The organism is Pseudoalteromonas sp. MER144-MNA-CIBAN-0113, from assembly GCF_040308965.1.
Classification (GTDB): Bacteria; Pseudomonadota; Gammaproteobacteria; order Enterobacterales; family Alteromonadaceae; genus Pseudoalteromonas; species Pseudoalteromonas tetraodonis.
Genome location: NZ_JBEOOG010000037.1, coordinates 23,773 through 38,768, shown reverse-complemented (window position 1 = coordinate 38,768; position 14,996 = coordinate 23,773). Strand labels below are relative to the sequence as shown.

Below are 14,996 nucleotides of genomic sequence, written 5' to 3'. Positions count from 1 at the left end.
TTTTTCACCCAAATTTGTATGCTTATTAGCATAACATTTCTTTCTTAATGGGTGGCCAAATTAACTATGCCACTACAAAGTGACATACAAATAGTTTGGGGTAATCGTTTCCATCAAGAATAAAGCTTCGTAGCTTCAAGTAAAGTTTGAAAGTCGGAAGAAATGTGCTGGTTATTTCGAAGTTCTGGGTTTTGCCTTTAGCGCGTTGTTTTATGGTCTTAAAGCCTTGGCATGTATTTTTTGTAATAAACTCTTCGGACCAAGTCATTTCGAAAGCTTGTTTTGAGTTCATCCCAGTATTTGCGAGAAACAAATTGTAAAAAGCTGCTTGAGCGTAGTTAAATAAGAAAATACGAATGTAATGTCGTGGTGTTGTATTTACTTGATGCTTTAGCGTTATTGCACTTTTGACGGCGGTTTGCGCAGAATATTTTTTACGGGCTTCATCGTATAAGTGTTCAATTTCTTCGGGTTGTGAAATGCATCCATTGAGATAGTCGTATGCATAATATTTATTTGGCCAATTCTGCCTTGATTTTAGCATTGCTGCAGTTGCGAAAACTTTTTTCTGTGGCATAAGCCAAACTGATTGGTTTGTAAGTTCTAATAAGTAAGGCAGTGGCTTTTGATTAATTAAAATGTCAGATATTTGATTCAAAATTTGCTCATAGCACTTGAGCTGATGCATCACGTCTTTATTCAGTGGCGAGAGTGTTGAGTTGACTGAACTCATGTTCTTTTTAAGTAAAACAAGACCTTCAATAAGCATTGATTGATCTACGCCTAGGCTGGATGCAAGCCATTTAATTGCATTATTTTGAGCAGTAACAGCGGTCAAGATGCTTCTTGAATGTTTCCTAAGAAGTCCCTTCTGATACTCAATAAAAGCAATTACAGTTGTATTTGCTCTTTTTACGTTACTAAAAAAATGGCTGTGTCCAGAGCTGTCACACCAATCAATAAAACGCCCGAAATTTTTCAACTCTTGAATTAAGGAGGACTCTTTTTTCCCTGAAGTCAGTTCAAGGATTATCTTATCAAGCAAGTTCTCTATTCTTACCTTTCTATGGTCCAGAATACTGCCAAGGCGAACTAGTCTTTGGCTACGATTTGCTCTTAGTCGATTTTGATAACACCAAGCTCCAATGTCTAAAGGATTGGCTCGACTTTCAAATTTAATAGCTAGTGTTGAGTAATCAAAAATATTTACAGTGTCCGAAAGTGCCCCTTGGATCAGATCTTTGATGTCGATTACCGTTAATTTTCGGTTATTAAAACCATTAGGCATTGTCGGCTAGTTCCCTTAGGAAGTTTTCATAGTTGTTTTGCGCCTGGGTTAGGTTCTTATTTTTGACGCGGTAATTAAGGTAGCCCTCGGTTGTTTCAAGCTTTTGGTGACCCATTCGCTCTCGAACTAGCATTAGTAAGTCAAATCGAGAAATATCACCTTGCTCCAAGTTATCAGTAAATTGTTCTATCAAGTTAAGTCCAAATGTAGCTCTTAGATCATGAAATCTAAATTTAAAATCATGTCCTATCTTTTGAAGTTCTGTAGATAAAGTCGTTTTGATGAATTGTCTGATAGCGTCCCCCCGTGGAGGGGATCTATATGACGCTATTTGAGGGTCCTTCTCAGAGATGTAATAGGGTTTTCCACTTTTGGTTAAAAACAAATATTGGGATTGTTCATCATCTTTATAGTGCGGAGAATTAGCTTTGCGATTGATAGCCCTTGGAGATTGCGCATAAGTAATCAGCTTTTCCATCACCCATAGAGGGATAAAGATAGTCATACGTTTGTTAAACTTAGTTTCGACTAATGTGGAGTTTCCCGCATGTACTATACAGAGGCCCATATATGTATTCGATAAACTTAAGTCTCCGCGCCTTATAGTACATACGCTCTGCACTCTAGCCCCAGAAGTCAGGGCAATTAGAAAGATGAGAGTCATTTCAATATTTCCACACGCGTTTAGAGCAATGGCTAGACTTCGTTGTTCCGGTTTTGTTAGAGGTTTTAGTTTTCCGCCGTCATTAATGCCATCAGTTGCATATTGCTCCTGCACTCTAAGCGATAGATCTGTTTTTTTTACTGATTTAGATTGAGTGAAGCCAAAGTTGTCATGGAAAGTAATAAACCTTTCCGACTCGTTCCAAGGAGGATATTCAGGTTGAAATGTTGGTTGCTTTAGTAGCCAACGATAAAAGCCGATAATGCTACTCATTTTTCGTTTGGCTGTACTGGTAGCTATCTTCTTATTTCTGATTTCTTCAACCAAATAGGCTCTAAATCTGTAAGTGGGTCTGTTTATTCTTCGCTTGGGGAAAAAGTCATGACTAATTTCTTCAGTATCAAGAAACCGTTTAAACGTTACTAGATCGTTTGCGATTGACTCTAAGGTTTTTGGGCTGGGGGTATTGATATGCTCTAGTTTACTAAGTAGATAAAGATTTGCTGGAGGCCAAGGAATTCCGAACTCTGTAATAATTACAGGAAAGTGGGAGTAGCTAGCAATAGGGAAGTTATCTGCTTCAGCTTTTTCAACTGTGAAGGAGGAATTATCAAAAGCAAGGTTGCTTTTTATCTTGGGTGTATAGAGCGTCAATGCACGTAACACTACTTTTGAGACTGCGGACATTAGCGGCCTTAAAGTGGATTGTTAATCTAGTCAGTCTAGTGCAAGGCTAAAGATTGTCCATTTTTTTGAACTTCTAATATTCGCTAAAGTTAATTAACTATAGTGTACATCATCGCCCTCATAGTCATGACGATAATAAGGCTGGCGCTCAGGTACAAACTGATTGAAGTGGCTTTCCATATCCATACGCACGGTCGGATCGGCATTTTCATTAATGGTTAAGCTGGCAGAGGTGTGTTGAATAAATAAGTGTAATAAACCTATTTTTAGTTGGCTCAGCTGTGGGAGTTTAGTCAGTATGTCGTTATCAATTAAGTGAAAGCCCCGCGAGCGAGGCTTTAATGTAATCGTGGTTTGCGACCAGCTCATAGCTTATCGAAGCTCACTTCAATGTTTGCATTACCTGCATCACTGGTAAATGGCATAATAATTTTTTTGCCGTCACTTTTATGCGTAATAGTATGGTTTTTACCAGACACAACAATGGGGGTTGCCATGGCAAAGTCATAGCCTTTTTCACCTAATAGGTTTTTAGCACCACCGGTGACCATATTGGTTATTTCGCCGACCATGTCAGTGACTTCTTCATTTACGCTGTCAGGTCGCTCACCTAACATACGTTCCATTATAGTCAGCGCTAAACTTTCGTCGAAGGTTATTGAAAATGAACCGCGAGTTTGGGGGCCAACCATACCAATTAATCCCGATACATCACCACAGGCTACTTCATCGGTTTTAATGCGAGGTTTACCTGGTTTTAACTGAGTTTGAGCCATGGTGCTCAATACATTCATCAAAGAAGATAAAAAGGGATTAATGAACTCTACATTCATATTATATATCCTTAAATTGGTACTGATAGAGGGTATACGTAAAGTATAGCTATAGTCGCTCAGCTATGCTCGACAAGCGTCACATTTACCGTGTGCTTCTATGGTTTGCCCAGAAACTACAAAGCCACTTTCGGCTGCTAAGTTATTGAGCTCATGTGAAATTACTGTTGAATGCAGCTCTTTAACAAACCCACATGTATCGCAAATTAGTAATTGAACAGGATGAATATGATCAAAGTGATGACACAACATGAATGCATTAGTGCTTTCAATTTTATGAATAAAACCGAGTTCTGCTAAAAAGTCTAAAGCACGATAAATTGTCGCAGGTTTTGCGCCTGTTTCAGTGACTTTTAATTGCTCTAGCAAATCGTATGCACCCACACCACCTTGAGCGCTTGCTAATAAACGAAATACCTTTTCGCGAATAGGTGTGAATCGCGCACCACGGTTGTCGCATACTTGTTTTGCTTTACTTACGAGTGATTCTATATTCATCTTCTCTCATCCTTACTTTGCCGTGATATACTAACATACTGTATTGTAGTTGCAGCGTTTTATTAACCGCTTTTGTGAAAAGGTATTCATTAATGCATGAACTATTAGCCATATTTATTTTCTTTTTTGCAGTTATCGATCCAATCGGCACAATTCCGGTTTTTATCGCCGTAACTCGGGGTGATGACGACAAGTTTAAGCGTAAAGTAATTTTTAAAGCAGTGGGTGTATCTGCTTTAGTACTGTTATTTTTTGTGGTTGCCGGTGAGCAATTACTCAATGTGATTGAGATTCCACTATCGGCATTTCAAATAGCCGGTGGGTTGATCTTATTAATTTTTGCACTCTCCATGACGTTTGGTGAAAGTAAACCCGAAGCTGAAATTAAAAGTGTTCGCGATAGCACTGAAACCGCTATTTTTCCGCTGGCTATACCCTCAATTGCAAGCCCAGGCGCTATGTTAGGTGCGGTATTAATGACGCGTAATGAAGAATATACTTGGGTTGAACAAATGATTACCTCATCAATGATGCTGGCCGTTTTAGTGGTGGTACTTATTTTGTTATTACTTGCTACGCATGTACATAAAATAATAGGTGATAGTGGGGCAAGTATTATTAGCCGAATTATGGGGTTAATTTTAAGCTCAGTCGCAGTAACGAATATTTTAAATGGTATCGCACAATACTTTGGCTTGCAGGTGTTTGCTTAATATTGCTGCGCATGGGGCTTTTGTGTAAAATGCAGCGCCTTTTAAGCTGTGCTTAAATTATAAATTTTTGAGGACTACATTTTGGATAAACGTACTTTAAATCGACGCTTTTCTGTTGCCCCCATGCTCGATTGGACTGATCGCCATTGTCGTACGTTTCATCGTAAAATGACAAAGCACACCGTCCTCTACACTGAAATGATCACCACAGGTGCTATTTTGTTTGGCCGTGGTGACTATTTGCACTTTAATCAACATGAAGGCCCAGTAGCGCTGCAGCTGGGGGGCTCAGATCCGCAAGCGCTAGCACAGTGTGCCAAGCTTGCAGGTGAGCGCGGTTATGATGAAATAAACCTTAACGTAGGTTGCCCATCAGATCGTGTGCAAAATGGGCGTTTTGGTGCCTGTTTAATGGCAGAGCCCGAGCTTGTGGCAGAGTGTGTTGCTGCAATGAAAAGTGAAGTCAGTATTCCTGTTACGGTAAAAACGCGCATTGGTATTGATGAGCAAGATTCCTATGAATTTTTATGTGCGCTTATTGAAGCATCGCATAAAGTAGGCTGTGATGATTTTATTATTCATGCCCGTAAGGCATGGCTAAAAGGGTTGAGTCCAAAAGAAAATCGCGAAGTTCCTGAGCTTAACTACCCCCGTGTTTACCAGCTTAAAAAAGATTATCCACAACTTGATTTAAGTATTAATGGCGGTGTTAAAACCATTGAGCAAAGCCTTGAGCATTTACAGTACATAGATGGAGTGATGGTTGGCCGAGAGGCTTACAGCAATCCATTTATGCTAAATGAAGTGGATGAAAAAATATATGGTGACGCTGCTAATACTCAGTCACGTCATGATGTTGTGCGCTCTATGTATGATTACATTGAAGAAGAGATGCGTTTAGGCGCTAACTTTTGGCATGTTGCTCGCCATATGTTGGGTATTTTTCAGGGACAACCCGGTGCGCGTGGTTTTAGACGCCATTTATCTGAAAATGGCCATGGCAAGCAAGCTGATTTGAGTGTTATGGATAAAGCACTAAGTTACGTACCCGAATAACAGATCCTCTGTATAGAAAAAAGCCACCTCAGGTGGCTTTTTTTGATCCCAAATTTTGGTCAAAAGTTTAATTTATTAGCCAATTCGACTTAATTCATTCAGTGGCGAGTCATTAATTTACCTACTTAAAATAACTTAACCACATGATATTTAATGAAAATAAAACCATCTTAAGTTATTGGCATAACTCTTGGAATCATGTTGATGTATAAATAAAAATCATCAGGAGAATAACATGGGCATATTTAACCGCGTAAACGACGTCATTCAAGCAAATATTGTAGCTATGCTTGATAAAGCAGAAGACTCAGAAAAGTTACTCAATTTAATGCTTACTGAAATGCAAGAAGCGCTTAATGAGTGTCGTAGTACGGCAGCTGCACTTTTATGTGAAGAAAAGAGCATTAAACGTCAAATAAGTAACAAACAGCAAGCGCTCGCAAATTGGCAATTAAAAGCTGAGCATGCTGTGACAAAAAATCGTGACGATTTAGCTAAATCAGCATTAGCCGAAAAACACACAGTTGAACAAAGCATAGGGTGCTTGCAAACGCAGCTTGAGGCATTACAACAATCGATTACTAAAATCACTGAAGACTGCGAGCGCTTACAGCAAAAAATGACGCAGGCAAAAGCAAAGCAAGCACAACTTGCAAAGCGTGAAAACGTAGTTGAGGCAAGGGCAAAAATAAATACGCAACTACAAAGCGATAAAGTGGCTTTTGCCTTATCACGATTTGAGCAAATAGAGCGCCGCGTTGAAAGTGTAGAGTCGCAAGTTGAAGCGTATGAGCTCACAGATACTGCGAGCAATACAGCTATGCAAATTGAGTCACTGGTTAAAAATGAAAAAATTGATGCAGAACTGGCTAGTTTAAAAGCAAGTTTAAATACTGCTAATAAACAAACAGCTTAAGGAGATTGTTATGAATAGTTTTAATACACACCGTCGTTGGTACAAAAATACGCTTAACAAAAAAATATCAGGCGTCTGTAGTGGGTTAGCTTACCGACTAGACTTTCCGGTATGGTCTACTCGCTTAGTGACTGTTTTATTATTTTTAAGTTTTCCGTTTGCAGTGGCGCTAGGTTATTTAATTGCTCACGGTTGCCTTGAAGAAAAAGCAGTGTAAGGAGAGCAGCATGAAAACATTCGCCGTGTGCCTAGTTATTGTTGCGTTGTTTTTAATTAATAGCGGTTCAATTATTCACTTTGATGTGTGGCAGTTTCCGCTATGGATCTCAGATATTAGCTGGACAGGTATAGAGCTCATTGGTGCATTAGTTGCTATTATCGTTGTTATTGCGATTGTTGCTTTAGTGACGATGGGGTTAGTTGGCGCGGCGATGGTGGCACTGGCTGGTACTATTTTAGCTTTTTTATTCGGATCATTGATGATTGCTTGGCCGTTATTGTTTGTAGCAGGGCTGTGTTGGTTAATCGCAGATAACAAAAAAGTCGTCTCTTGAGCTTAAATTAGCTGCCTAACATAGGGGAATTATGATAAATTTGAACTATATTTTTTTGTTTTAACAAGGATTTTACTGATGATTAAACAATGTATTTTGATAGCAAGTGCATTAATGGTGGGTGTTTTTTCGTCTTCGTTAATGGCGCACGAAGGACATGAACACGATAGTGTTGTTGCGCAGCTACAAGTAACACATGCGCAAGTAAGAGAGTTTTTGCCGGCAACCAAAGCGAGTGTGGCTTACTTTAGTATTAAAAACCACAGCAATGTACCAGCAACGTTGACTAAAGCGACAATTGATAGCCTAGGGCGTGTTGAAATTCATGAGCACGTTCACGCTGACGGTATGATGAAAATGCAAAAAGTCGAATCATTGCTTATTAAAGCTCACCAACAACTCGATTTTAAGCCAGGCAGCTATCATTTAATGGTGTTTGAACCACAAGAACCGTTAAAAGTAGGTCAAGAACGTAAACTCACGCTATATTTTGAAGACGGGAACCGAGTATTTACCAATGCAAAAGTCGTTTCGTTAGCCTCACAAGCAGAGCCGGTAAAAGCATCGAAAGATCATAGTCATCATTAGGAGGATAAATGTCACAGCATAAAGGAAAAATAATAACGGCACTGGTACTGTTATTTGTCGTGTTTTACGCCATTGCAGTGTACTGGAGTATAGAGCCTTCACGTTTTGATGTTGTGCAAAATGCTAAGCAACAAGCGCAGCAACGCAGTGAAAAACTAGTCACAGGTTATGTAACAACTTCAACACTCATCACTGTAGCTGATACGCTTTTAACTAAATCAGGCGGTTACTTATCAAATGATGTGCTACCACCGAGCGTAATAATGGACAATATGCCGGCCTGGGAGTATGGTGCGCTGGAAATGGTGCGTGATTTAGCGTTGTCTATGCGAAAAGATTTTAGCCGCTCACAATCGCAATCAACTGAACACGAAGCGCTCAAAAAAGCTCAGCCACAATTTAATATCAGCTCTGAAGCATGGGCATGGCCAAGTGCTGAGGGTGAATACCAAAAAGGAATTGATTATTTAATGGTATATCGTTCTCAAATAGCCAATCAGCATGAGCGCGATAGCCAATTTTACTCTCGTGCAGATAACCTACGCAGTTGGTTAAAAGAAGCTGAAAAGCGTTTAGGCAGCTTAAGTCAGCGTTTAAGTGCAAGCGTGGGTCAAGATAAGGTTAACACTGACCTCGCCGGTAACTCTTCAAATACACAGGGCACCTATACGCCTTTACAACAACAAATAAAAACATCATGGTGGGAAATTGATGATGTATTTTATGAGTCACGTGGGGCCACTTGGGCTTTACTGCACTTTTTACAGGCGGTTGAATATGATTTTGCCGATGTGCTTGATAAAAAGAACGCCCGTGTCAGCTTGCAACAAATTATACGCGAGCTTGAAGCAACCCAAGAAACGGTATGGAGCCCAATGATTTTAAACGGTAATGGATTTGGTTATGTCGCCAACCATTCACTTGTTATGGCAAATTATATTTCTAGAGCCAATGCGGCACTAATTGAACTTAGCGAATTATTAGCGCAAGGATAAAAAATGAAAAAGTATTGTATAGCAGCAGCCTTATCAATGGCATGTTTAGCCCCTGTAGCACAAGCCGACACTGTATTGGGTTTATATGTAGGGGTTGATGGTTGGAAAGCAGATAATGACGGTAGCTTTTCTGATAACAATAATGCCCTGCAAAACTTCAACTTTGAAGATGAAACCTTTGTAAGTTATTACGCTGCGCTTGAGCACCCAGTGCCATTAGTGCCAAACTTAAAGCTAAAATACACTGAGCTTGAACTAACCGGTTCAACGCAACTTGAAGATACATTTAGCTTTAATGGCTCTGATTATATTGTTGGCACTGATGTTAATTCAGTCACTGACTTATCGCACATTGATTATATTCTGTATTATGAAATTTTTGATAACGACTTAATCTCAATTGATTTAGGTATTAATGCTAAGCAGTTTGATGGTGAGCTTGTTGTAACAGGTACATCACAACAAGGTGGCGCTAACTTTACTGAAATCGAAGCGTTCTCTGGTGTTGTGCCGTTAGTATATGGACGTTTTGAAGCGGGTTTACCATTTAGTGGTTTAAGTGTTTTTGCTGAAGGCAGCTTTTTAGCCATCGATGACAGTAAAGTACAAGATTACCAAATGGGTATTGCTTGGGAATTTATTGATAACCTAGCAGTTGATGTTGCGGTTAAAGCGGGCTACCGCTCTATGGTTTTAGAACTTGATGATGTCGATGATATTAATACTGATATTGATGCATCGGGGCCGTTTGCCGGTATTCAGGTTCACTTTTAATTAAAGTATTATTTTGAGCCACCTTGTGTGGCTCTTATTTTTAAAAGCTAACACACGCTTTAGTCATCTCTGTTTGCTATTTTAAAGAATGCCAAACTAATTCAAACTCCCCTTCAAATGCTGAACCAATTAACTGTTTGTACACCTTGTTAATTGGGTAGTTCATTAATCTAAATAGTTCATCACCTGTTTGAGTAAACTTATAATAGCTAAGCACCAAATCGTTACTTTTTGCTTTTAAGGTTAGTTTTTGTGATAAAAAGGATAGGGTGAACTCTTGTCCTACTTTTAATGCCGCTGACTCTATTTCTTTACGATACAGCAAGTTTAAATCCATTAAAGTTAGTACGTCTGGAAAGCTCACGCCGCTTTTACCTATGCTTAATGACACTTTATTGCCTTTACCTAGTAAATCAAATAATGAGGGTTTTTTGTAATACCCCAAGAATATTAGGTGGCTGCTATCCTTTTCGTTATATCCAGAAATAGACACGCACTTTCTTAATGAATCGGCTTCGCGCTGGGTCATGTGCTTAAGTGTTTGTAAACTTTTAATAGAAAAAGTACCTGGGCTAATGGTTTCGCCAGTAAAAATTTTTGCCCACAACACTTGCATAGATTGATTTGAGGTATCTTCACATAAGGCTATAAAGTGCTCTACCCAATCAGCATCGGGCTGTTTGGCGCAAGCAACATCAGGACAAAACTCCATTGCTAAGGCTAAAATAGTCTCAATATTTTGTTGCTGTTTAATCAGTAGTAAGTCTTGTCGTTTTTGAGCACGCGCTAAAATTGAATGCTCGCTATTAATACTATAAAGCGATTTGGCTTTACCTTGAGGATTATAGGTTTTTTCATCAATGGCAGGCGTATTGCTCACTTTTGTGACCGAGTAACCTAGCAGTGACTCAATAATATTGGCAAGTTTAATCCTGGCTTGTGCGGTTTTGACTGTCATGGCTTTCCATTATTGCTTGTGCATCACTGAGTTGAGCGACCGTTTTTAGGTTATTTAATCCTAGGGTCACTATATTACCTAATATATTTTCAGCAAATATAGCAACGTACCCAGAAATAAGCGGCATCGTTGCTTGTCCTTCTATATGCCACGTGACGGTTTTTGTGTGCGGGCTAAATAGCAATTTGCTAGTGATAATATGCTCTTGATTAAATAACACACTAAATACAACTTCATTATCGCTTAATGACGATATTGTCATTTCGCCTTTGCCCCATTTACCTTCCCAAGATTGGTAGGCTCCTGCGCCAGAGCTCGGTTCTCCAATATTAAACTTAATGTTAGGGTCTATTTGTTGCCACGGCGACCATTTATACCACTGGGTAAAGTCCTCCACTAATGACTTTATTACGGGAGCGCGTGCGTTAATCTTTATACTTTTTTGCACATGATAATTTTGTGGTAACAATAATCCAACGACAACAAAAACCAGGAGTAAAATGATTGAAAACTGCATTATTTTTTTAAGTAGTTTAATAGGTATTCCTCATCTATTTTAATTTACAGCGTCTATCAATTATTAATTATTTAATAGTTTAACGAAGTCGCGGTTGCTTTTGATCTATTTTATCTACCTTGTATTATTCCAAAAGCAGACATTAGCCGTAATAAGTTTAGATGATTTATTAGTTTTAGTAATGCAATAAAGGTAAACAATTTTTAATCAGCGCTTTCATTTTGTGCTATATCAACGGGGATGTCGATAGGGTATAATTCGCGCCTTTTGTTATTGAACGGCCAATTTTATGAGCACATTAAAAGCTGAACGCGCCTTATTCTCATACCCCAAGTATTGGGCTGAGTGTTATGGCACAGCTCCATTTTTACCAACAACACGCGAAGAAATGGACGCGCTTGGCTGGGATAGCTGCGATATTATTATTATTAGCGGTGATGCTTATGTAGACCATCCTAGTTTTGGGATGGCCGTGATTGGCCGAGTGCTAGAAGCGCAAGGTTTTAGAGTGGGTATTATTGCTCAACCAGATTGGAACTCTAAAGATGCGTTTATGGCATTGGGTAAGCCTAACTTATTTTTTGGTATTACAGCCGGTAATATGGACTCGATGATCAATCGTTACACCGCTGAAAAACGAATGCGCCATGATGACGCATACACACCAGGAAATGTCGGCGGTAAACGCCCAGATCGCGCAGTGATCATTTATTCACAACGCTGTCGTGAAGCCTACAAAGATGTGCCATTAGTGTTAGGGGGCATTGAAGCCAGCCTGCGCCGTATTGCTCATTATGATTACTGGCAAGAAAAAGTACGTCGTAGCGTATTATTTGACGCTAAAGGCGATATTTTAATTTATGGTAATGCCGAACGCCCGTTAGTTGAAGTAGCGCATCGTATCGCTGCCGGTGAAACCATGGATACCATACAGGATGTTAGAGGCACGGCAGTTATTCGTAAAGAGCCTTTACCTGGTTGGCGTGGCAGTGACTCAACAGCGATTGATAAAATTGGTAAAATAGACCCCATTCCTAATCCTTATGGCGCGGATGATGTGGGCTGTGCTAAATCAGAATTTAAGCAAGCCGGCATCGATTTACAAGCAGAAGCTGCAAAACCAATTACCATCCAGCCTGCTCGTCCTAAGCCGTGGGAAAAAACTTACGTTAAACTGCCGGCATTTGAGCAGGTTAGCGTTAATAAGCCTTTGTATGCGCATGCATCACGTATTTTACATCAAGAAACCAACCCAGGTTGTGCAAGGGCGTTATTTCAGCGTCATGGCGATCGTTCTATTTGGGTGAATCCGCCGGCTTATCCGCTTGAAACTCAGGAAATGGATGACGTGTTTGGTTTACCTTACCAGCGTATTCCACACCCAAGTTATGGCGATAATAAAATCCCCGCTTACGACATGATTAAAACGTCGGTAAATATTATGCGCGGCTGTTTTGGCGGCTGTTCGTTTTGTTCTATTACCGAGCATGAGGGGCGCATAATACAAAGCCGTTCTCAAGAATCGATTATCGAAGAAATTGAACAAATTAGAGATAAAGTGCCGGGCTTTACGGGGGTTATTTCTGATTTAGGTGGGCCAACTGCAAATATGTACAAACTGCGTTGTACCAGCAAAAAAGCAGAGAGTACGTGCCGTCGCTTGTCGTGTGTGTATCCTGATATTTGTAAGCATATGGATACCGATCACACACCCACTATCGACTTATATAAAAAGGCGCGTGAGGTTAAAGGGATCAAAAAGATCTTAATTGCTTCGGGCGTGCGTTATGACCTTGCAGTACGTGATCCTCGTTACGTTAAAGAGCTAGTAACCCATCATGTTGGTGGATATTTAAAAATAGCACCTGAGCACACAGAAGATGCCCCATTATCAAAAATGATGAAACCAGGTATGGGCGCCTATGATGAATTTAAAGCGTTATTTGATAAGTACTCAAAAGAAGCGGGTAAAAAGCAGTATTTAATTCCATACTTTATTTCTGCTCACCCGGGGACTAAAGATGAAGACATGGTAAACATGGCTTTATGGTTGAAATCGAATGACTTTAAGCTTGATCAGGTACAAAATTTTTACCCATCACCGATGGCTAATGCGACCACTATTTATCATACTGAAATGAACTCGCTTCGTAATATTAAAAATAATACGGAGCAAGTAGCTGTGCCTAAGGGAGCGCGTCAACGTCGTTTGCATAAAGCAATTTTACGCTATCACGATCCTGCCGGTTGGCCAATGATCCGCGAAGCCCTGCGTAACATGGGCAAAGCTAAGCTTATTGGTAAAGGACCTAACTGTTTAGTCCCTGAAGAAGGGCGAGATGAAAGACAAACCAAAGGCGGAAAAGGTAACAAGGGCGGTCGTCCTGCGCTGACTCGTCATACTGGCTTTAACCAGTTTAAAAAAGCCAACACTAAACCTAAGGTAGGTGGTAATCGCCAGCGCGCTAAGTAGCCTTAACTTATGTAAAGTAACTATCGGCTTAAACAAAAACACCGCGTATTGATGCGGTGTTTTTGTTTAAAAACGTTTATAAAAAGATTAAATCAATAACCAAGTCGCAGTACCTAAGAAGGCAAATATACCAACAATATCAGTTACCGTGGTTAGTACCACACTGCCTGCAAGTGCTGGATCTATTTTCATTTTTTTAAGCAATAGTGGGATACTAGCACCCGCAATACCTGCTGCAACTAAATTCATAAACATAGCAAACGCTAAAACACCACCGAGTTTGAAATCCCATTGCCAAAGCGCAACAACACCGGCAATTAGGATAGACCAAACCATACCGTTAATCGCGCCGATAGCGAGTTCTTTTAATAATAAAAAACGTTGGTTAGTTTGGTTGATATGGCCCACCGCGATACCGCGAATAACCAAAGTTAAGGTTTGGCTGCCTGCAACCCCACCCATTGACGGGACAATACCATTGAGCACAGCAAGAATTGGTAATATAGCTAAGGTGTTTTCAAAAAAGCTCGCTACAATTGCAGCCAGCAATGCAGTTAGTAAGTTTACACCCAGCCAAATTGAGCGCTTTTTAGAGCTTTTCAACACAGGTGCAAAGGTATCTTCTTCATCATCTAAACCCGCTAAACCCAGTAAACTGTGCTCAGCGTCTTCACGTATAACATCAACGATATCATCAATGGTGATCCGCCCAAGCAAGTGTGCGTTGTCATCAACAACCGGTGCCGATATCCAGTTATGACGCTCAAACAATTGTGCAACTTCGCTCTCATCCATTGAAATAGGAATAGACTCACAGTCTTCATCCATTAAATCATGAACAATTTTTTCAGGGGGGTTGGTTAATAAAGTGCTCAGCGATAGGGCGCCTAAAAAGCAGTTATTTTCATCAACCACATATAAGTCATCTGTACCCTCAGGTAATTCGCCGCGTAAGCGAATATAACGCAGTACCACATCTAGAGTCACATCGGGGCGAATAGTAACGGTATCTATATTCATCAATGCGCCAGCAGAGCGCTCTTGATACGATAAAGCCTGCGTTGCACGTTCTCTATCTTGAATATCCATAGCGCTAACAACGTCTTTATAAACAGTGTCAGGTAGGCTACGTAGTACTTCCCCTAAGTCATCATGACCCATGTCTTCGGTTGCAGCAGCAATGTGCTCGGGTGCCATTTGCGCAATAATGCCCAAACGTACATCTTCAGAAAGCTCTTCAAGCACATCACCTTGTACATCAGGATCAACAAGCTGCCAGAGCATACGGCGAATTTTATGCGGGGATGATTCTAAAAGAAGTGCGGTATCACAAGGCGCCGTCTTTGCCAGCATGCGTCTAACTTGAACAAATTGACCACTATTTAGTGACTTAGTCACCTGTTTTAGTTGTTGTAGTGGAATATCTTGTTCTAAAGCTTCAGGCATTGGCGTCCTTAATTAAATTGTATTACATGCTGGAAG

At 40.1% G+C, this 14,996-nt stretch carries 16 protein-coding genes and 1 pseudogene; 9 read left to right on the top strand and 8 right to left on the bottom strand.

Going from position 1 to position 14,996, the window contains the following annotated elements; genetic code table 11:
* Positions 1 to 64: 64 nt before the first annotated feature.
* The 5 genes and pseudogenes from AAEY57_RS11240 to AAEY57_RS11220 form a co-directional block, all read right to left on the bottom strand.
* A complete protein-coding gene (locus AAEY57_RS11240) occupies positions 65 to 1,288 on the bottom strand; it encodes a hypothetical protein (RefSeq protein WP_350607873.1) in 1,224 nt (407 codons plus the stop codon).
* Positions 1,281 to 2,639, bottom strand: a complete 1,359-nt coding sequence (locus AAEY57_RS11235) for a tyrosine-type recombinase/integrase (protein ID WP_350607872.1) — start codon at positions 2,637 to 2,639, stop codon at positions 1,281 to 1,283. Before AAEY57_RS11235 ends, AAEY57_RS11240 begins: the two co-directional genes overlap by 8 nt.
* 108 nt (positions 2,640 to 2,747) lie before the next feature.
* Positions 2,748 to 3,008, bottom strand: a pseudogene (locus tag AAEY57_RS11230) (secondary thiamine-phosphate synthase enzyme YjbQ); the annotation flags it as partial.
* Positions 3,005 to 3,472: a chemotaxis protein CheX gene (locus tag AAEY57_RS11225; protein WP_013463966.1), complete on the bottom strand. Its 468-nt coding sequence runs from the start codon at positions 3,470 to 3,472 to the stop codon at positions 3,005 to 3,007. The pseudogene AAEY57_RS11230 and the gene AAEY57_RS11225, both read right to left, overlap by 4 nt.
* A gap of 63 nt (positions 3,473 to 3,535) precedes the next feature.
* Positions 3,536 to 3,970, bottom strand: coding sequence for a transcriptional repressor (locus AAEY57_RS11220; RefSeq protein ID WP_013463967.1), 435 nt, complete (start codon positions 3,968 to 3,970; stop codon positions 3,536 to 3,538).
* A 92-nt stretch (positions 3,971 to 4,062) separates the two neighbouring features.
* Here AAEY57_RS11220 and AAEY57_RS11215 point away from each other — a divergent pair, with 92 nt between their 5' ends.
* The 8 genes from AAEY57_RS11215 (at position 4,063) to AAEY57_RS11180 (ending at position 9,566) form a co-directional block, all read left to right on the top strand.
* A complete protein-coding gene (locus AAEY57_RS11215; RefSeq protein WP_008115498.1) occupies positions 4,063 to 4,683 on the top strand; it encodes a MarC family protein in 621 nt (206 codons plus the stop codon).
* Positions 4,684 to 4,806: 123 nt separating this feature from the next.
* Positions 4,807 to 5,739 (top strand): tRNA dihydrouridine(20/20a) synthase DusA, encoded by a 933-nt coding sequence (dusA, locus tag AAEY57_RS11210; protein ID WP_036955956.1) that lies wholly within the window; start codon positions 4,807 to 4,809, stop codon positions 5,737 to 5,739.
* A gap of 235 nt (positions 5,740 to 5,974) precedes the next feature.
* Complete coding sequence (locus AAEY57_RS11205; protein ID WP_016900287.1) at positions 5,975 to 6,655, top strand: PspA/IM30 family protein; 681 nt, start codon at positions 5,975 to 5,977, stop codon at positions 6,653 to 6,655.
* Positions 6,656 to 6,665: 10 nt separating this feature from the next.
* Entirely contained in the window at positions 6,666 to 6,872 is a 207-nt protein-coding gene (locus AAEY57_RS11200; protein ID WP_350607871.1) for a PspC domain-containing protein, read from the top strand.
* Positions 6,873 to 6,882: 10 nt separating this feature from the next.
* Positions 6,883 to 7,209: a hypothetical protein gene (locus AAEY57_RS11195; protein WP_016900286.1), complete on the top strand. Its 327-nt coding sequence runs from the start codon at positions 6,883 to 6,885 to the stop codon at positions 7,207 to 7,209.
* A 78-nt stretch (positions 7,210 to 7,287) separates the two neighbouring features.
* Positions 7,288 to 7,797, top strand: coding sequence for a copper chaperone PCu(A)C (locus tag AAEY57_RS11190; protein WP_350607870.1), 510 nt, complete (start codon positions 7,288 to 7,290; stop codon positions 7,795 to 7,797).
* Between the two features lie 8 nt (positions 7,798 to 7,805).
* On the top strand, positions 7,806 to 8,792 hold the full coding sequence (locus tag AAEY57_RS11185; protein ID WP_350607869.1) for a DUF2333 family protein: 987 nt from the start codon (positions 7,806 to 7,808) through the stop codon (positions 8,790 to 8,792).
* A gap of 3 nt (positions 8,793 to 8,795) precedes the next feature.
* Positions 8,796 to 9,566, top strand: coding sequence for a TIGR04219 family outer membrane beta-barrel protein (locus tag AAEY57_RS11180; protein ID WP_350607868.1), 771 nt, complete (start codon positions 8,796 to 8,798; stop codon positions 9,564 to 9,566).
* 76 nt (positions 9,567 to 9,642) lie between these two features.
* On the opposite strand, the gene AAEY57_RS11175 is transcribed toward AAEY57_RS11180, so the two are convergent.
* Together AAEY57_RS11175 and AAEY57_RS11170 are read right to left on the bottom strand one after the other, a co-directional pair.
* Positions 9,643 to 10,524 carry a TIGR03899 family protein gene (locus tag AAEY57_RS11175; protein ID WP_013463975.1) on the bottom strand — a complete coding sequence of 294 codons (882 nt, stop codon included), beginning with the start codon at positions 10,522 to 10,524 and terminating at the stop codon, positions 9,643 to 9,645.
* The gene (locus AAEY57_RS11170; protein WP_028834533.1) at positions 10,493 to 11,041 is read right to left on the bottom strand and encodes an SRPBCC family protein; all 549 of its coding nucleotides are present in this window, start codon (positions 11,039 to 11,041) and stop codon (positions 10,493 to 10,495) included. Before AAEY57_RS11170 ends, AAEY57_RS11175 begins: the two co-directional genes overlap by 32 nt.
* 289 nt (positions 11,042 to 11,330) lie before the next feature.
* Here AAEY57_RS11170 and AAEY57_RS11165 point away from each other — a divergent pair, with 289 nt between their 5' ends.
* Positions 11,331 to 13,514, top strand: coding sequence for a YgiQ family radical SAM protein (locus AAEY57_RS11165; protein WP_350607867.1), 2,184 nt, complete (start codon positions 11,331 to 11,333; stop codon positions 13,512 to 13,514).
* Between the two features lie 87 nt (positions 13,515 to 13,601).
* Here AAEY57_RS11165 and mgtE read toward each other — a convergent pair whose 3' ends face one another.
* Positions 13,602 to 14,960 (bottom strand): magnesium transporter, encoded by a 1,359-nt coding sequence (gene mgtE / locus AAEY57_RS11160; protein WP_024601347.1) that lies wholly within the window; start codon positions 14,958 to 14,960, stop codon positions 13,602 to 13,604.
* Positions 14,961 to 14,996 lie beyond the last annotated feature (36 nt).